Source organism: Novosphingobium kunmingense, from assembly GCF_002813245.1.
Taxonomy (GTDB): Bacteria; Pseudomonadota; Alphaproteobacteria; order Sphingomonadales; family Sphingomonadaceae; genus Novosphingobium; species Novosphingobium kunmingense.
Genome location: NZ_PHUF01000007.1, coordinates 39,751 through 60,529, shown reverse-complemented (window position 1 = coordinate 60,529; position 20,779 = coordinate 39,751). Strand labels below are relative to the sequence as shown.

The 20,779-nt window shown below is 65.3% G+C and carries 22 protein-coding genes; 11 read left to right on the top strand and 11 right to left on the bottom strand.

All coding sequences use genetic code 11. The annotated features are described in order from the left end of the window. The first annotated feature begins 10 nt into the window (after window positions 1-10). Window positions 11-211 carry a hypothetical protein gene (locus B0I00_RS15980; RefSeq protein ID WP_100868412.1) on the top strand — a complete coding sequence of 67 codons (201 nt, stop codon included), beginning with the start codon at window positions 11-13 and terminating at the stop codon, window positions 209-211. 153 nt (window positions 212-364) lie between these two features. Then, window positions 365-1,528, top strand: a complete 1,164-nt coding sequence (locus tag B0I00_RS15975; RefSeq protein ID WP_100868411.1) for an enolase C-terminal domain-like protein — start codon at window positions 365-367, stop codon at window positions 1,526-1,528. Window positions 1,529-1,532: 4 nt separating this feature from the next. Here B0I00_RS15975 and B0I00_RS15970 read toward each other — a convergent pair whose 3' ends face one another. Genes B0I00_RS15970 through B0I00_RS15960 form a run of 3 tightly spaced genes read right to left on the bottom strand, consistent with a single transcriptional unit; the run spans window position 1,533 to window position 5,237 of the window. Then, window positions 1,533-2,450: a ketopantoate reductase family protein gene (locus B0I00_RS15970; RefSeq protein ID WP_100868410.1), complete on the bottom strand. Its 918-nt coding sequence runs from the start codon at window positions 2,448-2,450 to the stop codon at window positions 1,533-1,535. Further along, the gene (locus B0I00_RS15965; RefSeq protein ID WP_100868409.1) at window positions 2,450-3,580 is read right to left on the bottom strand and encodes an alpha/beta hydrolase family protein; all 1,131 of its coding nucleotides are present in this window, start codon (window positions 3,578-3,580) and stop codon (window positions 2,450-2,452) included. Before B0I00_RS15965 ends, B0I00_RS15970 begins: the two co-directional genes overlap by 1 nt. Beyond that, window positions 3,573-5,237 (bottom strand): long-chain-fatty-acid--CoA ligase, encoded by a 1,665-nt coding sequence (locus B0I00_RS15960; RefSeq protein WP_100868408.1) that lies wholly within the window; start codon window positions 5,235-5,237, stop codon window positions 3,573-3,575. Before B0I00_RS15960 ends, B0I00_RS15965 begins: the two co-directional genes overlap by 8 nt. A 104-nt stretch (window positions 5,238-5,341) precedes the next feature. On the opposite strand from B0I00_RS15960, the gene B0I00_RS15955 reads away from it, so the two are divergent. After that, a complete protein-coding gene (locus B0I00_RS15955) occupies window positions 5,342-5,770 on the top strand; it encodes a MarR family winged helix-turn-helix transcriptional regulator (protein ID WP_100868407.1) in 429 nt (142 codons plus the stop codon). An 11-nt stretch (window positions 5,771-5,781) separates the two neighbouring features. Here B0I00_RS15955 and B0I00_RS15950 read toward each other — a convergent pair whose 3' ends face one another. Together B0I00_RS15950 and B0I00_RS15945 are read right to left on the bottom strand one after the other, a co-directional pair. Beyond that, window positions 5,782-6,351, bottom strand: a complete 570-nt coding sequence (locus B0I00_RS15950) for an NADPH-dependent FMN reductase (RefSeq protein WP_157812604.1) — start codon at window positions 6,349-6,351, stop codon at window positions 5,782-5,784. Between the two features lie 70 nt (window positions 6,352-6,421). Then, window positions 6,422-6,913: a MarR family winged helix-turn-helix transcriptional regulator gene (locus tag B0I00_RS15945; RefSeq protein WP_100868405.1), complete on the bottom strand. Its 492-nt coding sequence runs from the start codon at window positions 6,911-6,913 to the stop codon at window positions 6,422-6,424. Window positions 6,914-7,044: 131 nt separating this feature from the next. On the opposite strand from B0I00_RS15945, the gene B0I00_RS15940 reads away from it, so the two are divergent. Continuing rightward, window positions 7,045-8,328 carry an MFS transporter gene (locus B0I00_RS15940; protein ID WP_100868404.1) on the top strand — a complete coding sequence of 428 codons (1,284 nt, stop codon included), beginning with the start codon at window positions 7,045-7,047 and terminating at the stop codon, window positions 8,326-8,328. A 5-nt stretch (window positions 8,329-8,333) separates the two neighbouring features. On the opposite strand, the gene B0I00_RS15935 is transcribed toward B0I00_RS15940, so the two are convergent. The 3 genes from B0I00_RS15935 to B0I00_RS15925 form a co-directional block, all read right to left on the bottom strand. Continuing rightward, the gene (locus B0I00_RS15935) at window positions 8,334-9,515 is read right to left on the bottom strand and encodes a CaiB/BaiF CoA transferase family protein (RefSeq protein ID WP_100868502.1); all 1,182 of its coding nucleotides are present in this window, start codon (window positions 9,513-9,515) and stop codon (window positions 8,334-8,336) included. Between the two features lie 93 nt (window positions 9,516-9,608). Further along, window positions 9,609-10,310 (bottom strand): glutathione S-transferase family protein, encoded by a 702-nt coding sequence (locus B0I00_RS15930; RefSeq protein ID WP_100868403.1) that lies wholly within the window; start codon window positions 10,308-10,310, stop codon window positions 9,609-9,611. Continuing rightward, window positions 10,307-10,768: a MarR family winged helix-turn-helix transcriptional regulator gene (locus B0I00_RS15925; protein WP_100868402.1), complete on the bottom strand. Its 462-nt coding sequence runs from the start codon at window positions 10,766-10,768 to the stop codon at window positions 10,307-10,309. The genes B0I00_RS15930 and B0I00_RS15925 overlap by 4 nt, the downstream gene beginning before the upstream one ends. A gap of 78 nt (window positions 10,769-10,846) precedes the next feature. Between B0I00_RS15925 and B0I00_RS15920 the strand changes: the two genes are divergently transcribed. Beyond that, on the top strand, window positions 10,847-12,019 hold the full coding sequence (locus B0I00_RS15920; protein ID WP_232730312.1) for an LLM class flavin-dependent oxidoreductase: 1,173 nt from the start codon (window positions 10,847-10,849) through the stop codon (window positions 12,017-12,019). A gap of 9 nt (window positions 12,020-12,028) precedes the next feature. Here the strand turns inward: B0I00_RS15920 and B0I00_RS15915 are convergent, their stop codons facing one another. Genes B0I00_RS15915 through B0I00_RS15905 form a run of 3 tightly spaced genes read right to left on the bottom strand, consistent with a single transcriptional unit; the run spans window position 12,029 to window position 13,772 of the window. After that, complete coding sequence (locus B0I00_RS15915) at window positions 12,029-12,754, bottom strand: glutathione binding-like protein (protein WP_100868401.1); 726 nt, start codon at window positions 12,752-12,754, stop codon at window positions 12,029-12,031. 30 nt (window positions 12,755-12,784) lie between these two features. Beyond that, window positions 12,785-13,426, bottom strand: coding sequence for a GntR family transcriptional regulator (locus tag B0I00_RS15910; RefSeq protein ID WP_100868400.1), 642 nt, complete (start codon window positions 13,424-13,426; stop codon window positions 12,785-12,787). Window positions 13,427-13,484: 58 nt separating this feature from the next. Further along, the gene (locus tag B0I00_RS15905; protein WP_100868399.1) at window positions 13,485-13,772 is read right to left on the bottom strand and encodes a DUF1330 domain-containing protein; all 288 of its coding nucleotides are present in this window, start codon (window positions 13,770-13,772) and stop codon (window positions 13,485-13,487) included. Between the two features lie 156 nt (window positions 13,773-13,928). Here B0I00_RS15905 and B0I00_RS15900 point away from each other — a divergent pair, with 156 nt between their 5' ends. From B0I00_RS15900 to B0I00_RS15875, 6 genes are all read left to right on the top strand, one after another. After that, the gene (locus tag B0I00_RS15900) at window positions 13,929-14,657 is read left to right on the top strand and encodes an SDR family NAD(P)-dependent oxidoreductase (protein ID WP_100868398.1); all 729 of its coding nucleotides are present in this window, start codon (window positions 13,929-13,931) and stop codon (window positions 14,655-14,657) included. 105 nt (window positions 14,658-14,762) lie between these two features. Continuing rightward, window positions 14,763-15,659 (top strand): SDR family NAD(P)-dependent oxidoreductase, encoded by an 897-nt coding sequence (locus B0I00_RS15895; protein WP_100868397.1) that lies wholly within the window; start codon window positions 14,763-14,765, stop codon window positions 15,657-15,659. Continuing rightward, entirely contained in the window at window positions 15,656-16,060 is a 405-nt protein-coding gene (locus tag B0I00_RS15890; protein ID WP_100868396.1) for a nuclear transport factor 2 family protein, read from the top strand. Before B0I00_RS15895 ends, B0I00_RS15890 begins: the two co-directional genes overlap by 4 nt. Window positions 16,061-16,071: 11 nt before the next feature. Further along, window positions 16,072-16,719 (top strand): carboxymuconolactone decarboxylase family protein, encoded by a 648-nt coding sequence (locus tag B0I00_RS15885; RefSeq protein WP_100868395.1) that lies wholly within the window; start codon window positions 16,072-16,074, stop codon window positions 16,717-16,719. Between the two features lie 15 nt (window positions 16,720-16,734). Then, on the top strand, window positions 16,735-18,255 hold the full coding sequence (locus B0I00_RS15880; RefSeq protein WP_100868394.1) for a class I adenylate-forming enzyme family protein: 1,521 nt from the start codon (window positions 16,735-16,737) through the stop codon (window positions 18,253-18,255). 269 nt (window positions 18,256-18,524) lie between these two features. Beyond that, window positions 18,525-20,777 (top strand): TonB-dependent receptor, encoded by a 2,253-nt coding sequence (locus B0I00_RS15875; protein WP_100868393.1) that lies wholly within the window; start codon window positions 18,525-18,527, stop codon window positions 20,775-20,777. Window positions 20,778-20,779 lie beyond the last annotated feature (2 nt).

Sequence of the window (20,779 nt, the reverse complement as noted above, 5' to 3'; positions counted from 1 at the left end):
TCGAATCGCGATGACCACCGAAAACATCGTCCGCGACGTCAGCGTGCACGAGGCTCTGGCTCGCGCGGCCCGCGCCAAGGCGGACGGCAGCACCGATGCCGATCTGGCGCGCCGCCTGCGCGAGGCGGCGATCAAGCACGAACGCATGGCCCGGCGCCTGCGCCGCCAGCGGGCCGAACTGGGCGGCTCGAACGGACCCGAAGCGGGCTGATTTCGAGCCATCACTGCGCAAATTCACCCGCCGACTATCGTCAATCTCTTTGACATGAACCTGCCGATCCCTAGAACGCACTGCTGAACGCATCGGACGACAGCTCCGCAAACACAGTGGTCCAGACAGGCGGGCAGGGCAGGGGGTAAATCGATGGTCCGTATCGTCGAAGTGCGCGAAATCGCGGTCCGGTTCGACCGCGCCATTGCCAATGCCGTGGTCGATTTTTCGCGCCACACCGTCTCGCTGGTCGCGCTGATCACCGACCAAGTGCGCAACGGCCAGGCGGTCGCCGGGGTGGCTTTCAATTCGATCGGCCGCTTTGCCCAGTCGGGCCTGCTGCGCGAACGCATGATCCCGCGCCTGCTGGCCGCCGATGCCGAAGACTATGGCGACGGCCAGGGTCGGATCGATCCCGCGCGGGTTGCGGCGGTGGCCATGCGGGACGAAAAGCCCGGTGGCCACGGCGACCGGGCGGCGGCCGTGGGCGCGCTCGAACTCGCCGCGTGGGATCTCAGGGCACGTCTGGCCGGGGAACCGGCGTGGCATGCGATAGCGCAGGCTTTCGGATGCGAACCACTGCGCGACGTGCATGTCTATGCTGCCGGCGGCTATTACCATCCTGAAGACGGGCTTGGCCGGTTGTGCTCCGAACTGGCCGGCTATCGCCAGGCCGGCTTCACCCACGCCAAGATCAAGATCGGCGGCACCGATTGGGCCAGCGACGCGGCACGGATCGAGGCCGCGATTGCCGAACTGGGCTCCGGTGCAAACCTGGCGGTCGATGCCAACGGTCGTTTCGCGCGCGATCAGGCCATAGCGGTGGGCAGCAAGATCGAGCCTTATGGTTTGCGCTGGTACGAAGAGCCGGGCGATCCGCTCGACTATGCGTTGATGGCCGATCTCGCTGGGCGCTATGGCGGCCCGCTGGCGACCGGCGAAAACCTGCTCTCGCGCCAGGACGTGGTCAACCTCCTGCGCCATGGCGGGATGCGGGCCCGTCTGGACGTGTTCCAGATGGACGCGGGGCTAAGCTACGGCCTCACCGAATATGCCGCGATGATTGCCGCGCTCGAGGCGGCCGGACACCGGCGCGAGCAGGCTCTGCCGCATGGCGGGCACCTCATAAACCTGCATATCGTGGCTGGGCTGGGGCTGGGCGGATGCGAGGCCTATCCCGGCGTGTTTCAACCGTTCGGCGGCTATCTGCCCGACTTGCCGGTTGAGGACGGACGGATTGGCCTGCCGCAGCATCCCGGCTTCGGGCTTGAGCGCAAACCGGGTCTTGCACCGCACATCGCCCAGCTGCTGGCCTGAAGCATCAGCGCTGCGCCGCTTCGTGCTGGCGCACCAGGGCCGCGAGGGTGCGATTGACCGGTGCGGCAAGCCCGGCCCTCTCCGCTTCGCGGGCAACCGCTCCGTTGATGAAGTCGATCTCGCTGGGCCGTCCGGCCTCGATATCCTGGAGCAATGACGGCTTGGCCCCGGCGACCCGTTCGGCAAAGGCGCGGATGTGTGCCTCGGGGTCCTCGATGGCGATCGCCACGCCAAGGCGCCTGGCGACCGTCCACGCCTCGCGCCCCGCGGCAAGGCAGACCGCGCCAAGGTCCTTGTCGGCCAGCGCCGCGCCCACGGTCAGCCCGCTGAGGCCGCAGGGAGCGCTGAAGCTGGCGTTGCAGATCAGCTTTTCCCACTGCATCGTGAGGATGTCGTCGGCCGCTCCGGCGGCAAAGCCGGCCTCCTGCCACGCCTCGACCGCGCGCAGCAGCAGAACCTTGGGAAGGTCGCCATAGGCGCCCAGCCTGATCGCTTGCATCGCCTTGTGTTCGCCTCGGCCCGGACCGGTCAGCTGCGCGCCAAACGCCGCCGCGATGCCGATGACGAGCTGGTTTGCCGGCAGCGACAGCGCAATCAGGTCGGCCGCGCCGATGCCGTTTTGCATCGCGACGATGACCGTCTCTGGGCCGATCAGGGGACGCAATGCGCGCGCCGCGGCTGCGACCTGTGTGGCCTTGGTTGCGATCACCACCATGTCATGCACTTCGGCGGGAGGCACGGCTTCCGCGCGCAAACGATGCCTGCGCTCGCCATCGGGCCCTGCCAGGTTCAAGCCGTGCGCGCGGATCGCGTCGAGATGCGCGCCTTCGCGCTGGATCAGCAGCACCGCGTGACCGGCTTCCGCGAAATGGACCGCGAAGACCGATCCCATGGCGCCCGCTCCAACGACGGCGATCTTCATCACGCGCGCGACTTGATCCAGTCCGCCATCAGGTCGGCGGCGCGGTTGCGCACGGCAGGGCCGTCCTCGAAATAGTGTTCGCCCGGGATCAGTTCGAGCGCCTTTTCGTTCGATCCGATGAAGGCGTGGATGGCGTGGGCATCGGCGGGGAACACACCTGTATCGCCCAGGCCCTGGATCACCAGCGAGGGGATGCGGAACTTTTCGAGGTGCGGCTTGCCCTGACATTTCGAAGTTTCGAGGCTCCACATCGAAAGCCACGTCTTGCAGAAGTTGACCCGACCGATCGATGGGGTGCGATTGGCGACGCGCGGCTCGCCGCGGTAGCAAAGGTTGGGCTTGCGGTCCGACGGATCGATCGCGGGATCGATCATGCGCAGGTCCGCCCAGCAGCGGAACAGCGGGAACAGCCGGTCGGGCACGCCGTGGCTGTTGAGCCGTTCCAGCTCCGCCTTGGCAAAGGCGGTGATGCGCGCGTTCCGCGCCCGCTGCGCCGCGCGGTACTTCGCGATGAAGGCAGCGGAATAGGGCGGCCCGTTGTCGGGATTGAAGGGATCGAGTTCGGGATCGGTGGCGACGGGATCGGTCTCGTCGATCACCGAGGGGTCCATCCAGTCGGTCAGCACTTCGGGCCGTCCCTGGTGCGCGTTCAGCGAGATGTAGAGATCCGCGCCCGGCAGGCTGGCAAGCACCTCGCCTCCGGCACCCTTTACCCCGGCGGACAGCGTGGGGGCCGTCGCCTCACCCTGATAGGCGCCCATCAGCGAGCCGCCGCCAGAATTGCCGAGGATCACCACCTGCTCGACTCCGGCTTCCTCGCGCAGCCACTTCATGCCGACCGAGATGTCGATCAGCGCGTGTTCGAGCAGGAACTGGTCCTCGAAACCGCGATACCGCGTGTTCCAGCCGAGGAAGCCGATCCCTCGCCGGGCGAAGTAGGGGGCCAGGTAATGTTCCGAAAAATCGACGTTGTAGTGTGTCGCGATGACGGCGACCTTCGGCCGCGATCCGCGTTCGGTCCAATAGATGCCCTGGCACGGATGGCCGCCGGCCATGATGCGCGGCGCGGTGGCAGATGTGCGGCCGATGAACTGGGCGTCGAGGCCGTCTATCCTGTCGTCGTCATGCATTTCTGGCATCTCCCTTGTCCGGCTGCCCGGCCACGTCGAACGGCAGCGTGTAGCCGGTCAGGCCGGCGCGGATTTCCTTCTTGTCGATCTTGCCGGTCGGGCCGAGCGGGATCGACGGCACGATCAGCACGTCGTCGGGCATCCACCACCGCGCGATCTTGTCGCCAAGCCATTCGCGGAACTCGTCCGGTCGGGCACTGACCCCGTCGCGCAGCTGGACCAGAAGGATAGGGCGCTCGTCCCACTTGGGGTGGGTAACGCCTATCACCGCAGCCAGCGCGACCTTGGGATGGCCGGCAACGATATTTTCGACGTCGATCGAACTGATCCATTCGCCGCCCGACTTGATCACGTCCTTGGCGCGGTCGGTGATCTGCATGTAGCCTTGTTGGTCGAGCGAGGCGATGTCCCCGGTGTCGAAGAACCCTTCGCCGTCGAGCGCCGATCCGGCCTCGTTGCCGAAGTAGGCAGAGCAGATCGTCGGGCCCTTGATCATCAGTCGCCCGGGTGTGCGGCCGTCGTGTGGCAGGCGCGCTCCCTCGTCATCGACGATCTTGAGATCGAGCCCGGAAAGCAGCCGCCCCTGCTTGAGCTTGTAGGCAAGCTGGCCCTGCTGATCGAGCGCGGCGACCGCCGCGTTGGGGATCGAGACCGTGGCCAGCGGACTGGTTTCGGTCATGCCCCATCCCTGGATCACGTCGACACCGTAGCGATCGCGGAACGCGGTCACGATCGCTTCGGGCAGGGCCGATCCACCGACGACCACCCGTTCGAGCTGGCCGAGGCCGAGGCCAGTTTCGTCGAGATGGGTAAGCAGCGATTGCCAAATGGTCGGCACCGCGGTCGAATAGGTGCAGCCTTCGGCAACGATCTGTTCCTGCAAAGACGGCCCGTCGAGCTTCTGTCCTGGGAGGACCAGCTTGGCGCCGACGGCCGGCGCCGAATAGACGATGCCCCAGGCGTTGGCGTGGTACATCGGCACGACCAGCAGGATGCTGTCGCGCGCGTTCAGCGCCAGCGCATCGCGCTGCAGCGTCATCAGCGCGTGCAGGTAGTTCGAGCGGTGCGAATACAGCACGCCCTTGGGATTGCCGGTGGTTCCGCTGGTGTAGCACAGCCCGCAGGCGGTGTTCTCGTCGAACTCGCCCCATGCTGCTTCACTCGCCTCGCCAGCGATCCAGTCGTCGAAGGCGATCCCCTGGGCGGTGCCCGCCGGCAATTCTTCTGCAGCGCAGAACCAGATCACGTCGCAAATCGAGGGGGCCAGCGGGAGAAGCTGGTCGACGAGATCCGCGACTGATGGATCGGCGATCAGCATCCTGTCGCCGGCGTGGTTGGCGATGTAGGCAATCTGTTCGAGGAACAGCCGCGGGTTGAGCGTGTGGCAGACCGCACCCATCGACTGGATTCCGTACCAGGCCGCCAAGTGGCGCGCGCCGTTCCAGCCCATCGTCGCCACCCGGTCACCGGGCTGAACGCCCATGCGGCGCAGCGCATTGGTTACCCGCTTCGCATCGGCGTGAACCGCGGCATAGGTCGATCGCGTTGTGCGTCCTTCGAAGTCACGCGAAACCACTTCGGTATCGCCGTGCCAGCGCGCTGCGTGATCGATCAGTTTGTCGACCGTCAGCGGCCAGTCCTGCATCAGTCCAAGCATCCCCGTCCTCCAAAAGCGCTGGAAACATTGCGTCCGGGACTTGCTTTCGCGCGCCTCGCACCCCACGAGCGGGCAATGATTGCACCTTCCTGCAGACCGACGGAATGACGCCTGCTGCGCTCGAACTGATGCCGCGGATCTTCCAGCGCCTCGTCTGGCTGGACGAGGGGCTGCAGAAGCGGTTGCACGACGCCGGCTGGCCCGATGTCAGCCGCGCCCAGTCGATGGTCATGCTCAACGTCACCAGCGGTAATGTTCGTCCCGCCGACATCGCGCGCAGCCTCGGCGTGTCGCGCCAGGCCGTTCATGTCACGATCGGCCAGATGAGCGAACTGGGCATCCTCACCCTTGTTGCCGATCCCGCCAACGGCCGGAACAAGCTGGTGCAGCTGACTGCCTTTGGCGAAGAGATGCGCCATGCCGCACAGAATGCGATGACCGGGATGCTGGCCACGTTGGAAGCGCGGATCGGCGAAGGCCGCCTCGCCGCGCTGACCGACGCGCTGAACGCGGACTGGGGCCCCAACGACTAGGACGGCAGGATTCACGGTCGGAGCCTTTCGGCAAGATCGACGAGGCTGTCGCAGGCAAGCGCGATCTGTCCGGTAAGCGCATCGGGCACGTCACCGCCGAACACCGCAAGGGCATTGCCGACGCGCAGTTCGATCGGCAGCGCCAGCATCTGCAGGGCCTGCACGATCTGGCGCAAGTGGCCCAGCACGCGGATGCCGGCGCCAGGGCCCGGCGTGGCGCTGGCCAGAAGCACCGGCTTGCCGCGAAAGGCACTGACCGCCAGCGCCATTTCGTCCCCGGTCGAGCGCGAGGCCCAGTCGAGCGCGTTCTTGAGCAGCGGCGCGACCGATGAATTGTATTCGGGAGATACCAGCACAAGCGCATCGCAGGCGGCGATACGCTGCTTTAGCGCCAGCGCCGCCGCGGGGAAGACGGTGCGTTCAAGATCACCGTGAAAGATAGGCAGGTCGAGGTCGGCATGCGACGCCTGCCAAACCGCTTTGCCGCCTTGGGCAAGTCGTTCCGCGATGAGCTCGGCAAGACGGACGTTGAGCGAGCCTTCGCGCGCGCTTCCGGCTATAATTCCGATCGTGGTCGCCACCGCTCTCTCCCGAATTGCTTAGTATACTAAGCGTATCACTAACGGATTCGTCAACCCCTTTGACGGATGATCAGGCCGAGACGTCGTTGAGATCGGGCAGCTTGCGCTCTTCATCGACCAGGTTGGCGTGGACCCGGCGCAGAAGGTTCTTAAGCGTTTCGACCTCGGCGTCGGACAGGCCCGCGGTGGCGATGTCATGGACCTCGGCATTATGCGGATTGAGTAGGGTTTCGAGCGCCCGGGCGTGGTCGGTCAGGAAGATGTGCGTCTTTCGCCGGTCGTCCACACTGCGTTCGCGGCGGATCAGGCCGGCGGCTTCAAGGCTGCGCAGGGCGACCACGGTGGTCGGTTCGCGCATTCCGACCTTGTCGCTCAACTCGCGCTGGGTCAGTCCGTCCTCGACCCACAACTGGCGCAGGAAGCGCCACTGGCCGGCCGAGACGCCGTGTTCCATCGTCCGCCTCTCGAGCACGCGCGAAAAAGTGCGGAAGACGATCCGGCTCAGGTAGCCGATGCTGTTTTCCGGCCTGGCGTAATGCTCGGGCGGGTGGCGTGTCGTCATGGGCTTTTCGGTCTCCCGTTCGTGCAAGGCGGGTCTGTCCCGCGCGTCTGCCCCATCGGCAGGGGATGGACAACTGCCCGTCCCGGCAATAGTTAGTATACGAAGGATACAAGGGAAAGGGTGTTGCCGCAATGACCGCCGCCGTCGATCGTCCTGTGGAGGCGCGGGTACACGTGGCCCTGTTCCTGCTGGTGCTGACCGGCGCCTTGAACTTCGTCGACCGGCAGATTGTCGCGGTGCTGATCGAGCCGATCCGGGCCGAACTGCATTTCTCCGATGCGCAGTTCGGGCTGCTGACGGGATTGGCCTTTTCGCTGTTCTACGCGCTGTTCGGACTTCCCGCAGCGATGCTGGCGGACCGCTGGAGCCGCATCCGCCTGATCGCAGCTGCCTGCGCGGTGTGGAGCCTGTTCACCGCGCTGACCGGCAGCGTGCGCTCGTTCGGCGAGATGGCGGCCGCGCGGTTCGGGGTCGGGGTGGGCGAGGCGGGCGGCACCGCGCCTTCGCTCTTTCTGCTGGCCGACTGCTATCCGCCGCAGCGCCGCCCATTGGTGATTGGGCTATTTACCCTCAGTGGTCCGATCGGGGTCTTCGCCGGGGCGGCCTTTGGCGGTTGGGCGGTCGAAGCGATCGGCTGGCGCAACGCCTTTGTCGTGCTCGGCGTTCTCGGGCTGGTTCTGGCGCCATTGCTGCTGGTGGTGGTGCGCGAACCGGCGCGCGGAACCTTCGACGCCGGCGGTCCGGTCAAGGTCGAGCCGCTGGGCAAGACCTTTGCCCATTTCGTGCGCGATCCCTCGTTGCGGCTGCTGGGCATTGCCAGCGGGCTGTCCTCGTTCCTCAGCTACGGGATGCTCAACTGGATTCCGGCCTACCTGATGCGGGTCGAGGCCATGCCCATTTCGGCGCTGGCGACCTGGTTCGCACCCGCCGCGGGCATAACCATGGGCATCGGCATGGTGACGGGCGGCTGGCTGGTCAACCGCTTCATTCGCCGCAGCGCGGCGGCCTACGCACTGATCCCCGGCCTTGCCACGGCGGTGTTGATACCGATGTTCGGCGCGGCCCTGCTGGTCGAGGGCTGGGCGCTGTCGCTGACGCTGATGCTGGTGCCCATGGTATGCTGCACGATGTTCACGCCGGCCTCGCTCGCCCTTGCGCAGGAGCTTGGCCACGCCGGGGCGCGCGCCACGGTCACCGCGATCCTGCTGCTGATGTACAACATCGTCGGGCTGGGTTGCGGACCGCTGTTCGTGGGCGTGGTCAGCGACGCGCTGGCTCCGGTCCACGGCAATGACAGCCTGCGCTATGCGCTTGGCGCTCTGCTGGTCCCCGCGCTGTTGGCGGTCGTCGCGCATCTGGTTCTGGCACGGCGACTGCCGACGGTCTTTGCGCGCCGGGCTGCTGCTGTCGGCTGATCTGGTCAGTCGGCGGCGTCGCCCAGCCAGCGGCGCAGCACCTCGTCAGTATCCTGGCCGATCCTCGCCGGGGCGGGACGGCGGATCGCCGATGGCGTGCGCGACAGGCGCGGCACCGGAGCCTGCATCGGCACCGGTCCCAGCACCGGGTCGTCGACCGTCACGATCGACTGGCGCGCGGCAAAATGGGGATCCGCCAGCATCGTTTCCGCATCGAAGATCCGGCCGGCCGGCACGGCGTGTTCGATCATCAGCGCTTCCAGTTCGGCCACCGTCAGTCCCCTGGTCCATTTGCCGATCAACGTATCGAGTTCGTCCTGGTTGCGTCCGCGCGACAGATGGTCGGCATAGCGCGGGTCCTTGGCCATTTCAGGCCTGCCCATGGCATCGCACAGCCGACCGAACACTGCGTCCTGGTTGGCGCCGATCAGGTATTCACCGTCCGAACAGGGATAGACGTTCGAGGGGGCGATACCGTCCAGTTTGGACCCGCTGCGACGGCGCTTGTGGCCGTTGATGGCCCATTCGGGGACCATGCTCTCCATGACCTGCAACACGCTCTCGTAAAGCGTCGCGTCGATAATCTGGCCCTTGCCGCTGTGCTGGCGTTCGTTGAGCGCGGCCAGCGCGCCCATGCAGCCATAGGTCGCGGCCAGGGTATCGCCGATCGACACGCCCATGCGCGATGGTGGGCGGTCGGGATCGCCGACGATGCCGCGCCATCCGCCCATCGCCTCGCCGATCCCGCCGAAGCCGGCGCGCCCGGCATAGGGTCCGGTCTGGCCGTAGCCCGAGACGCGAACAACGATCAGCCGCGGGTTCTGGCGGCACAGTTCGGCAGGATCGAGGTTCCAGCGCTCAAGCGTTCCGGGGCGGAAGTTCTCGATCAGGATGTCGGCCTTGGCGATCAGCCGGCGCACACGGTCCTGCCCTTCGGCAGATCGCATGTCGGCTTCGACCGAGTATTTGTTGCGGGCGATCACGCGCCACCAGGTCGGCGTCTTTCCCTGGCCCCAGTCGCGCATAGGATCGCCGGTGCCGGGGGCTTCGATCTTGACCACCTCGGCGCCCATATCGCCGAGCAGTTGCCCGCAGAAGGGACCCGCGATCAACTGACCCAGTTCGACGACGCGAATTCCGGCGAGCGCACCCTGGCGCCCTGCGCCCGCGTTCGTCCCATCACCCATCGCCATCCACCCCGTCCTGCATCTATTGAATGCAATTTGCGCGAACTGGTGCGGTTGGCAAGCTCAAAATGCCATAATTGCATCCACAGACGGCTAATGTGGCGCGTGTTGACGGTCCCCCCACAGGATCGAGCGATGCTCATCGGTGAAGCCGGTCAGCCCCCCTTCGACCGTTTCGGCACGGGCCACGCCCGCTGCCATGCCCGTCCGTACGGCCGGTCGCTCCAGCATCGCGGCGGCCCAGCGCTCGATCCCGGGATAACGGCCCGTCTCCTCGATCAGCTTGCGGCGCAGATAGGGCAGGGTGGCCATGTCGGCAATCGTATAGCTGTCCCCGGCCAGCCATTCGGCTTCGGATAGCCGCTGGTCGAGGACGCGCAGCAGCCGCGAGACCTCGCGCGAGTAGCGCTCGATCGCGTAGGGGTGCTTTTCGGCGGCATAATGGGTGAAGTGCACCTCCTGCCCGAACATCGGGCCGATGCCCGATACCTGGAACATCAGCCACTGCCAGGCAACCGCGCGCCGGGCCGGATCCGCTGGCATGAAGTGGCCGGACTTTTCGGAAAGGTAGAGCAGGATCGCGCCTGTTTCCCACAGAACGAAGCGGCCACCCGGCCCGTCGCTGTCGACGATCACCGGGGTCTTGTTGTTGGGGTTGAGGGCAAGGAACTCGGGCGTCAGCTGATCGCCGGCCAGTATGTCGATCGGCACGAGTTCCCAGGCGAGGTCCATCTCCTCGAGCGCGATGGCGATCTTACGGGCGTTGGGCGTCGGCCCGCCATAAAGCTGGATCATGTCTGCTTCTCCCTGATCTTGTTTCGCACGGTGAGCGGCGGACCCCAATCGCGGCGCAGCGCAGCGCTCAGACCGGCAACGGAGTCCTTGCCGATCCGCTGTTCCAGTTCGTCCACGAGCCGGGTCATCGCCGCGCGCGAATCGGCGCGGCGGCGTTCGCCTTCAGCACTGATCCGGACGATCTTGGCGCGCCGGTCGTCGGGGTCGGTGGTCAGTTCGATGAGGCCCGCCGCGACCATTTCGGCAATCGTCGCGCCGGCTGACTGGCGGGTGATGGCCAGCGTACGGGCAATTTCGGCAGGGCGCGCGATCCCCTGGCCGACAGCGATCAGCACCATGGTTTGCGGGCGGGATACGGCATCCCATCCGGCCTCGCGGAGGAGCGTCTGAAGGCCTTCGTCGAACCAGGCAAAGGCCCAGAACAGCGGGATCAGGATTGTTTCGCCCTGGTCGGTCATTGTGCTCCCAGCGTCAGTGCGGTTGACAGATATTGTCAGGTAGACTTACTAATTCGCAACGACAAGGGAGATTTTGCCATGGCGCTGCGGTTCGGCACGTTCCTCGCCCCCTATCACTCGCATCGCGAAAATCCGACGCTGGCGCTCGAACGCGACATGGAGCTGATCGAGCATCTCGACCGGCTCGGATACGATGAGGCCTGGATTGGCGAGCACCATTCCGGCGGATCGGAAATCATATCCTCGCCCGAACTGTTCATCGCCGGGGTCGCGCCGCGCACGCGGCGGATCCGCTTCGGTACCGGGGTCAATTCGCTTTGCTATCACCATCCGCTGATCCTGGCCGACCGCATCGTCCAGCTCGATCACCAGACGCGAGGCCGGGTGATCTTCGGGGCAGGGCCGGGGCAATTGCCGACCGACGCCTACATGCTGGGGATCGAACCGGCCAATCAGAGGCGGATGATGAACGAAGCGCTCGAATGCCTGATCGACCTGTTCGAAGGGCGGAGCGTCGACCGCCAGACCGACTGGTTCACGCTGCGCGACGCGCGGCTGCAGCTGCTGCCGTTCAAGCGTCCGCGGATGGAGATGGTCGTGGCCTGCGCGGTGACGCCGTCAGGTCCGGTGACCGCCGGCCGGCTGGGGCTCGGCATGCTGTCGCTGGCCGTGTCGACTCCGATCGGTTTCTCCGCGCTGGGCGACCACTGGGGCGTCTACGAGGAAGCGGCGCACAAGGCGGGCCATGCGGTGTCGCGCGACAGCTGGCGGGTCGTCGTCAACATGCACCTTGCCGACACGCGCGAGCAGGCATTGGCCGATCTCGAATGGGGGATCATGGACAACGTCGCCTACACCCGCGCGCTGCGCGGCCTTTCTCCGGGCGACGGCAATGTGCTGTCCCGGATCGAAACCGCCAAGGACGCGGTCAGGCTGATGACCACTGAAGGCCTCGGCGTGTTCGGCATTGCCATGGCAGGCACCCCTGACGACGCCATCGCGCATATCGAGCGCCTGCGCGACAAGGCCGGCGGGTTCGGCACCGTTCTGTTCATGGGGCAGAACTTTGCCGACCAGGCGGCGACGCGGCGCAGCTACGAACTGTTCGCCCGCTACGTCATGCCGCATTTCAGTGGCGCGACCGCGCCCATGCAGGCGTCGATGGACTGGTGCCGCGAGCGCAGCGGGACCACTTACACCGGTTTCGTCGCGGCGATGCAGCAGGCGATCAAGGACCATGCCCCCGGCTGACGCTGGCTGTCAGGGGCGGCCCGGCACCGCCGAGTGCATCCTGTCGCCGAACATGTTGGACCATTGCGCGGAGCTGAGCCTTGCGTTCAGCTGCATGTACTTGTCGGGGAAGGCCTTGTCGGCGCTGCGACCGCGCTGGACGGCAGGGCGCGCGGCGATCGCCTGGTACCAGCGGTGGGTGTTGGGAAATCGCGCCAGGTCGATCCCGACGACCCCGGCAGCCGACCGGCCCGGCCAGATCGCGATGTCGGCAATCGAGAACTCCGCCCCGGCGAGGTACTCTGCCTGGCCCAGCCGGTTTTCGAGCACCTGCATCAACCGGTCGAGTTCGCGCGAATAGCGTTCGATCGCATAAGGAATAGGCTCGGGCGCATAGCGGCGGAAATGCGAGGCCTGCCCGCCCATCGGGCCGAGCCCGGCGACCTGCCAGGTCAGCCACTGCAGCGCCACCGAACGGGCGCGGGGGTCGTCGGGCAGCAGCATGCCGGTCTTATCGGCCAAGTACTGCAGGATCGCACCGGATTCGAACACGGCGTGCGGCTCGCCGCCGAACGGCGGATCGTGATCGACGATGGCTGGCAGCTTGTGGTTGGGATTGATCCGGTCGAATTCCGGGGTGAGGTGATCGCCCTCGAAGATGTCGTAGGAGATCAGCCGGTAGTCGAGACCCATTTCCTCCAGCGCGATCGATATCTTCTGGCCGTTTGGCGTGGCGCTGAAATGAAGATCGATCATCAGAAGGCCTTTCCTTGCCCGCAGGGGCGTTCAGTCGGATGTGCCGCGCATCAGGGTCTGGCGCGCGGAGCGAATGTGGGCGGTCATCACCGCATTGGCCCAGCCGCCGTCGCGGGCCTCGATCGCATCGACCAGTTCGCTGTGCTGGATCGCGCTGCGGCGCAGTTCGTCGCGCGAGTAATTGCGGAAGGTAACGAGAACCAGGGGCATCTCGGTCAGCGATCCGATCAGCTCGCGCAGGCGGCTGTTGCCGCAGGCTTCGAGCACGGCGCGGTGGAAGCGACTGTTGATCTCGGCGATCTGGCCGTGATCGAGTTGGTCCTTGTCCACCGCCTCGGCCATTTCGCGTGCGAGCGTGCGTAGCTCGGCAATCTGGTCATCGCTGGCACGGTCGGCTGCGGTCTGGGCCGCAAAAGCTTCGAGCAGGATGCGAACCTCGTAGATCTGCTCGATCTCCGCCCGGGTCCAGCGCGACACGAAGGCACCGCGATTGGGAATCAGACGGATCAGCCCCTCGGCGTCCAACCGGCGCATGGCCTCGCGCACAGGGGTGCGGCTGAGTCCGCTCGATTCCGCGAGTTGCTGCGCGGTAAGATGCGAGCCCTGCGGAAACTGCCCGCTGACAATGCCGTCACGGATCGTGCGATAGGCGTTGTCGACCGACTTGCTCATGTCCCGGCTCATCCTGCTGCTGCTGTGCCAGTCGTTCTATGGGCCGGGCCGCAGCGGGTCAAAGTCCCTCGGTCAGGATTACCCGATAATCTGCCGATCCCTGGCGCAGCTTGGCCGCCTCCTGGTAGGCGGGCGAGTGGTACCAGGCCCTTGCGGCATCCATGCTTTCGAACTTGATGATCGCGACGGCATCGGCCGGTTCGCCCTCGACCGTCTCGCTGGGATTGTAGAACACGATCGGTTCAAGCTTGTGATCGCCGCGTGCCGCGCGGGCTGCGGCACCATAGGCGTCGAACCCGTCCTGGTCCTTGATGCTGTTGCGGATGAAAACGGCATAGGCAGGCATCGTTCGGTCTCCCCGATGTATCTTGTCTGCCCGGATAGGTCGGAGCCAGACGATTGGCAATCGGCAAATGCCAAATCGTATGCAAAAAGCCTAGCACACTAAGTAAAATGCTGACATGATCGTGCCGGGTACGAGGACCACGGAAGGAATTGCTGCATGACGCCGGTTGGCAAGCATGCCCTGATTACCGGAGCGGCAAGCGGGATCGGGCGGGCCACCGCGCTCCGCCTTGCCGCGGCAGGGGTGGGGCGGTTGACCTTGCTCGACAGGGATCGGGCCGGGATCGACGAAGTGGCTCGTCTCGTCGCTGCGGCCGGACCGCAGGTGGCTTCACTTTCCTGCGACGTATCCGACGTGGCAGCCCTGACGGCCGCGTTCGACGAAGCCGCAGCCAGCGCCCCCATCGACATGGTCTTCAACAACGCGGGCGTCGTTACCGGCGCACCGTTGTTTCCGGCCGCCACAACGCAGCGAATCGCGCAGGTTTTCGCCATCAACGTAACAGGCGTGGTGCTGGGCACCCAGCTGGCGATCCAGCATATGAGCGGGCGTGGCGGCGTGGTGATCAACACGGTGTCGACATCGCACGACAACGCCGGATTTCGCGATGTCCTCTACACGACGTCGAAGGCCGCGGTGTACCAGTTCACGCGGGCCTGCGCCCAGTTCCTCGAGCCAACGGGTGTGCGGGTCTGCGGCATCAGCCCCGGACTTGTCGATACGCCCATCCTCGATACCACCGGCGGTGATCGGCGGGCGGAATGGATGACGCCGATCCTGGCCAACAATGTCGCGCTTGCGCCCGGGGCGATCGCCGACGCTGTCCTGGAGGCTTGGCAGGACGACAGCTTCATCGGCGAGGTGCGCGCGGTGCGGGCCGAATAGAACGGTCGCCCAGACGAACCGCTTGCATGATTGCATGCAAATATGTAGCTCACTTCGGCTGATCCGCAAGCCGGTGTCGAATGAAGGACGGGAGAGAAACGGGTCATGACGCAGATCCACGACAAGACGGCATTCGTGACCGGCGGGGCAAGCGGCCTCGGCCTCGCCATGGCCACGGCACTGGCGAAGGAAGGCGCGCGCGTGATCCTTGCGGACTGCGACCGGGCCGGCGCGGAACGCGCAGCGGCAGCACTGCGGAACGCCGGCGTTGATGCGATCGGCCTGGAACTTGACGTGACCGACGAGGCGGCCTGGGCACGGGCGGGCGAGGAGGCGCGGGCCTTCGGTCCGGTGCGGCTGCTGGTCAGCAACGCCGGGGTGGGCGGCGGCGCGGGATCGTTCGAGACCTATGACACCGAGGTGTGGCGCTGGAACTATGCGGTCAACGCCCACGCGCATCTTTACGCCTGCCGCACGTTCCTCGGCGAGATGAAGGCGAGCGGCGAAGCCTCGCACCTGCTGCTGACTTCGTCGATGGTGGCAATCGTGCCACCGCCGATCTCGGTCGCGTACATCAGTTCCAAGTACGCGACCCTCGGGATCGCCATGGCGCTGCGCAACGAACTGGCGGAAACCTGCGTCGGCCTGTCGGTGCTGATGCCGGGGATGACTGCGACGCGGATCGTCGAGACGACCCGCAACCTGCGCCCGGGCGAAAGCGAGCAGGGCGGCGCGGCCGCGACCTCGCAGGCGATGCAGGGCGTGCTGGCCGGCGGGATGCCGCCTGAAAAGAGCGCGGCGATGGTCGTCGAGGCAATCCGCGACGACCGGTTCTGGATCTTCACCCACCCCGAATGGAAGCGGATGGCCGAATTGGTGACCGCCGACATGCTGGCGGGCTTCGGCGCGAGCGCCGATCCCGACTATCGGGGCGATGATATCGATGCGTTGATTGCGGCCAATGGCGGCCGGATGTTCGGCGCCCAGGCTGCAAGAGGATGACCATGACCCAGGACGACGATGCCATCCGTGCGATGGCCAAGCGATTCTTCGACGCGATCGAGCAAGGCGATATCGCCACCATGGGCGCCTGCTTCGCGCTCGGTGCCGAGATCTGGCACAACACCGACGAACTGACCGTCACGGTCGAGCAGACCAAGGCCACACTGGCCGGGATGGTCGAACGGATCCGCGAGCGTAGCTATGCCGAACGCCGGCTGCAGGTCTTTCCGGGCGGTTTCGTCCAGCAGCACGCACTCGAAGGCGTGCGGGTTCACGATGGCGAGAAGGTGCGCCTGCCCTGTTGCATCGTCTGCCAGGTGAACGGCAACCTGATCACCCGCCTCGACGAATACTTCGATTCCGCCCACGTCGCGACCTTCCGCAAGTTCGCGTCCGCCTGAAAGGATTGCCCATGCCCGTTTTGCGCCAGGTTCCCCGCTCCGAAATCACCGACGACGTCATCAAGGCCTATTTCCAGCGGCTGTTCGGCGACAAGGATCCTATCAAGGAGCCCGGCACCGCAACCGGCACGCCGGGCGACTGGTGGAGCGTGTTCGCGCTGTGCCCCGATATTTTCCGCCACGCGGTCGACGGGTTCGCGCTCTACCGCAGCCCCTCGCGGCGGATCGACCCGGTGCTGCGCGAGCTGGGCCAGACCCGCGCTGGTTGGAACAAGGGCAGCCAGTTCGTCTTTTCGCAGCACTGCAAGTCGCTGCGCGGCCTTGGGGTAAGCGAGGATAAGATCGCCGCCGTTGCCCACTGGGCCGTGGCCGATTGCTATGACGACCAGGAACGCGCGGTTCTCGCCTATGCTGATTGCCTGACCCAGGCGAACGGTCGCACGCCGATCGAAGTGTTCGACAAGCTGCGCACCTTCTGGGACGATCAGCAGATCTTCGAGTTCACCTACATTACCACGCTTTACGACATGCACGCGGTGATCACCCGCGCGCTGCGCATGGAGTTCGATGACCGCGACGAACCGATCGTCGAGGTCGCGGCGCCCGAAGGCTTCGTTGCCGCAGACTTCCTCAGCGCGCCGCGACCCGCCAAGACCTGAAGCGGAGCGCGGTCGATGGAACTCAGCCAGATGCTGCGCCGGGCGGTGCAGGTCAACGGATGCGGCATCGCCACGATCGAAGGCGGGAACCGCCGAACCTGGGCTGAGGAGGGTGACCGGGTCGCGCGGCTTGCCGCCGGCCTTGCCGCGCAAGGCGTGAGCGAGGGCGACCGGGTGGCGATCCTCGCCGGCAATTGCGTCCACTACTGGGAGGCCCTGTTTGCGCTGTTCCAGTTGGGCGCCGTAGCGGTTCCGCTCAACACCCGGCTGACGCGGGCCGAGCTTGCCTACCAGCTGGACGATGCGGGTGCGATCATGCTGTTGGCCGGGGCAGGCTTCGGCGATATGGCGCAGGCGCTGCGCTGCACAACGCTGCGGACGCTGATCGGGCTGGAAGACCAGCAGCTCGACGCCACGATCGAGAACCTGATTGCCTCGAGCGAACCCCGGACCGCCTTCGTCATGGGGGATGATCGGCTGGCCGGCATCTACTACACCGGCGGCACTACCGGGCTGCCCAAGGGCGTGATGCTCAGCCACCGCAACCTGGTCGCGATGGCGAGCAACCTGATCATGCACCTCAAGGTCGATTGCCGGTCCGTGGTGCTGCATTCGGCGCCGATGTTTCACCTCGCCGATTTCGCGATCTTCGTGGCGACGATGGTCGCCGGCACGCACGTTGTCATCCCGCGCTTCGATGACGAGACGATGCTCAAGGCCATCGCCGACGCCCGGGTGACGCACAGCTTCACGGTTCCGCTTATGATCGACCGGATCGCCCGCCATCCGCGATTGACCGAATTCGACATTTCTTCGCTGCAGGTGCTGGGCTACGGCGGCGCGCCGATGCCGCGCGGGACCTATGAACACGCCCGCGCGACACTGCCGCAGATCGAGTTCTGCCAGGGCTTTGGCATGACCGAGATGCCTGCGCACACGTTTCTCGACATGGAGGCGCACCGCGATCCGTCGGATTCGCCGCGGCTGCGGTCGGCGGGGCAGGCGGGTTATCTCTACGAAGTGCGGATCTGCGATGCCGAGGGGCGGACGCTTCCACCGGGTGAATTCGGCGAGATCGCCGGTCGCGGCGACAACGTTATGATGGGGTATTGGAACAAACCCGACGAAAGCGCAGCGGTACTCCACGACGGGTGGATGTTCACTGGCGACGCAGGCTTCATGGACGAACAGGGCAACGTCACGATAACCGACCGGTTCAAGGACATGATCGTCACGGGCGGCGAAAATGTCTGGACGATTGAGGTCGAGAATGTCGTGTCGCGGTATCCCGGCGTGCTCGAATGTGCCGTGATCGGCCTGCCCGACGAGCGCTGGGGGGAGCGCGTCCACGCCATCCTCGGGCTGGCTCCCGATGCCGATTTCGATGCGGCCGCCTTTGACGTCTACTGCCGTGACAGGCTTGCCGGATACAAGCGCCCCCGTTCGGTCGAAGTGGTGCGCGAGCCCCTGCCGCGTTCGGGAGCGGGCAAGATCCTCAAGCGCGACCTGCGCGCGACCCGGCAGAACGTCAACTAAGACTGACAAGATTGGCAACCGCGCGCCAGCAATCGCGTGATTCGCCTTGATTGTATGCAGATATGGCAAAGTGACGGTTTTTTTGGTCCGGCCAGGGAAATTGCGGGATTGCATAGTCGAGTTGGTCATCAATCCGCAGAAAGTAGCGCATTTTCAGTATATTATGGTGGCCTCGGATTGAGTCGATATCCTCGCGGACAAATCGTCAATCCAGTTGACAGAGAATTCGATTGTGTGCAAACTTGCCCAACAACAGATGGGAGGATGCAATGCGCGACACACGTGCAGGATTGCTTGGAGGGACTGTTCTGGCCTCGCTGATGGTGGCGAGCGTGCCGGCGATGGCGCAGGATGCCGGCGACGCCGATACTGCCACCGGCGCCGAAATCGTGGTCACCGCCACCAAGCGCGAAGAGAGCGTGCAGAACGTTCCGATCTCGATGTCGGTGGTCAGCGGCAAGCAGCTTGCCGACTTCCAGGCGACCGACGTCAAGTCGATCATGAATTCGGTGCCGAACGTTTTTGTCCAGCAGACTGCGGGCAACGACGTCGTCTACATCCGCGGCTTCGGCTCGCCGCCGTCGAACTTCTCTTTCGACCAGTCGGTGTCAATGTACATGGACGGCATCTATGCGGGCAAGATCCGCCAGGCGCAGGCTCCGTTCTTCGACGTCGGCCGCGTTGAGGTGCTGCGCGGGCCGCAGGGCGCGCTGTTCGGCAAGAACACGGCTGCCGGGGCCATCAGCATCGTGTCGGCCGGACCGACCAAGGAACTGGAGGGCGGCGTGACCGCGCTCTACAATTTCGATGAACCCGGCTTCGACGTTACCAGTTACGTTTCCGGCCCGATCAGCGACACGCTGTCGGCTCGCTTCGCCGTGCGTTTCCAGGACCAGGACGGCTACATCAAGAACCTGTTCAACGAAAAGGACGAGCCGCACAGCGAGATGTTCATGATGCGCGGTACGCTCAAGTGGGAGCCGAGCGAGCGCTTCGACACGACCGCAAAGTTCGAATATGCCAATCTCGAACGCACCGGCGGTTACAACTCATCGGGATCGGTGACCGCGCGCGAAGAGCCGCGCTACACCCGCTACAGCACGCAGAACCCGATCGGCCCCGAAGGGATCACCAACCGTTCGGTCATCGCGTCGAACACTGCCAACGTCTATTTCGGCGAACACACGCTGACCAGCGTTACCGGCTATTCGTGGTATGACGGTGCCGTGGTCAACAACTTCGACCAGCTTGTGCCGGGCACCACGACCACGGTCGCTAACTCGGTCTACAACAGCTATCCGGAGAACTTCCGGCAGTTCTCGCAGGAATTGCGCCTGCTTTCGCCAGCGGGCAAGATGATCGAATACATCGTCGGTGCTTATTACGACAACAGCAAGTACCAGCTCGACCAGCTTGGCGGGTTCAACATCGCGTCGCTGAGCTACTTCGGCCTTCTCCACACGACCTACAAGCAGAAGGCGCACAGCGGCTCCGTGTTCGGCCAGGTCACCGTCCGACCGGTCGAGCGCGTGCGGGTGATCGGTTCGCTGCGCTACACTTCCACGCACAAGGAAGGCGACTTCCGCGGCAAGCTGGAATATGGGCCCTATGCGCTGCGCCCGGTCAACACGGTCGCGGTTGACGAGTTCACCGAAAGCAACACCGACCCGTCCATTACCCTGCAGGTCGATGCGGCCGAGGGCGTAATGCTCTATGCCACCTATGGCCGGGGGTCGAAGTCGGGTGGTTTCGTGTCGAATACCTACGGCACCACCAACGCGACATTCCGCTACCTGCCCGAACGGTCGCGCAACTATGAGGCGGGGGTGAAGTTCACGCTGCTCGACCGCCAGCTCGTCGGCAACATCTCGGCCTACAACACGCAGTTCAAGAACCTGCAGGTGTCGGTCTACAACCCGACGATCTCGACCTATGTCACCGGCAACGCGGCCAGCGCGACCTCGAAGGGCGTGGAAGGGGCGCTGTCGTTCCGGCCGTCGCGCCACTTCGACTTCACGCTGACCGGGGCCTATCAGGATATCAAGTACGACGATTATCCGGGTGCATCGTGCCTTGCGACGCAGCCGGTTTCGGTCTGCAACCCGGGCCAGACCGATACGACGCAACCTAATCATCCGCGCTTCAACAACCTCGCTGGATACCGCCCGCCCTACACCTCGAAATGGACGGGTTCGGCGACCGTGCACGGTCAGCTCGACCTTTCCGACACGATGCGGCTCGACCTGACCGGCGTCGCGGCGGGGCGCTCGTCCTACAACGCGTCGGACAACCAGGACCCGATCTTCGGTTACCAGCCGGGCTACGTTAAGATCGATCTCCGCGCGCAGATCGGGCCGGAGGACGGCAAGTGGCACTTGGCCGTGGTCGGCAAGAACGTGACCAACGAGAAGACGATCGGCAGCGCCTTCCGCCTGCCGTCGCCGATCACCAGCGTGCCGCGCGCGATCAAGTACCTCGAACCGCCGCGCAGCATCGCGGTCGAGGCCGGGTTCAAGTTCTGACC

What these genes read in the sequence shown, in the direction of transcription:
- B0I00_RS15980 (WP_100868412.1), top strand. Translation starts at nt 11, where the DNA reads ATGACCACCGAAAACATCGTCCGCGACGTCAGCGTGCACGAGGCTCTG.
- B0I00_RS15975 (WP_100868411.1), top strand. Translation starts at nt 365, where the DNA reads ATGGTCCGTATCGTCGAAGTGCGCGAAATCGCGGTCCGGTTCGACCGC.
- B0I00_RS15970 (WP_100868410.1), bottom strand. Translation starts at nt 2,450, where the DNA reads ATGAAGATCGCCGTCGTTGGAGCGGGCGCCATGGGATCGGTCTTCGCG.
- B0I00_RS15965 (WP_100868409.1), bottom strand. Translation starts at nt 3,580, where the DNA reads ATGCATGACGACGACAGGATAGACGGCCTCGACGCCCAGTTCATCGGC.
- B0I00_RS15960 (WP_100868408.1), bottom strand. Translation starts at nt 5,237, where the DNA reads ATGCTTGGACTGATGCAGGACTGGCCGCTGACGGTCGACAAACTGATC.
- B0I00_RS15955 (WP_100868407.1), top strand. Translation starts at nt 5,342, where the DNA reads ATGACGCCTGCTGCGCTCGAACTGATGCCGCGGATCTTCCAGCGCCTC.
- B0I00_RS15945 (WP_100868405.1), bottom strand. Translation starts at nt 6,913, where the DNA reads ATGACGACACGCCACCCGCCCGAGCATTACGCCAGGCCGGAAAACAGC.
- B0I00_RS15940 (WP_100868404.1), top strand. Translation starts at nt 7,045, where the DNA reads ATGACCGCCGCCGTCGATCGTCCTGTGGAGGCGCGGGTACACGTGGCC.
- B0I00_RS15935 (WP_100868502.1), bottom strand. Translation starts at nt 9,515, where the DNA reads ATGGGTGATGGGACGAACGCGGGCGCAGGGCGCCAGGGTGCGCTCGCC.
- B0I00_RS15930 (WP_100868403.1), bottom strand. Translation starts at nt 10,310, where the DNA reads ATGATCCAGCTTTATGGCGGGCCGACGCCCAACGCCCGTAAGATCGCC.
- B0I00_RS15925 (WP_100868402.1), bottom strand. Translation starts at nt 10,768, where the DNA reads ATGACCGACCAGGGCGAAACAATCCTGATCCCGCTGTTCTGGGCCTTT.
- B0I00_RS15920 (WP_232730312.1), top strand. Translation starts at nt 10,847, where the DNA reads ATGGCGCTGCGGTTCGGCACGTTCCTCGCCCCCTATCACTCGCATCGC.
- B0I00_RS15915 (WP_100868401.1), bottom strand. Translation starts at nt 12,754, where the DNA reads ATGATCGATCTTCATTTCAGCGCCACGCCAAACGGCCAGAAGATATCG.
- B0I00_RS15910 (WP_100868400.1), bottom strand. Translation starts at nt 13,426, where the DNA reads ATGAGCAAGTCGGTCGACAACGCCTATCGCACGATCCGTGACGGCATT.
- B0I00_RS15905 (WP_100868399.1), bottom strand. Translation starts at nt 13,772, where the DNA reads ATGCCTGCCTATGCCGTTTTCATCCGCAACAGCATCAAGGACCAGGAC.
- B0I00_RS15900 (WP_100868398.1), top strand. Translation starts at nt 13,929, where the DNA reads ATGACGCCGGTTGGCAAGCATGCCCTGATTACCGGAGCGGCAAGCGGG.
- B0I00_RS15895 (WP_100868397.1), top strand. Translation starts at nt 14,763, where the DNA reads ATGACGCAGATCCACGACAAGACGGCATTCGTGACCGGCGGGGCAAGC.
- B0I00_RS15890 (WP_100868396.1), top strand. Translation starts at nt 15,656, where the DNA reads ATGACCATGACCCAGGACGACGATGCCATCCGTGCGATGGCCAAGCGA.
- B0I00_RS15885 (WP_100868395.1), top strand. Translation starts at nt 16,072, where the DNA reads ATGCCCGTTTTGCGCCAGGTTCCCCGCTCCGAAATCACCGACGACGTC.
- B0I00_RS15880 (WP_100868394.1), top strand. Translation starts at nt 16,735, where the DNA reads ATGGAACTCAGCCAGATGCTGCGCCGGGCGGTGCAGGTCAACGGATGC.
- B0I00_RS15875 (WP_100868393.1), top strand. Translation starts at nt 18,525, where the DNA reads ATGCGCGACACACGTGCAGGATTGCTTGGAGGGACTGTTCTGGCCTCG.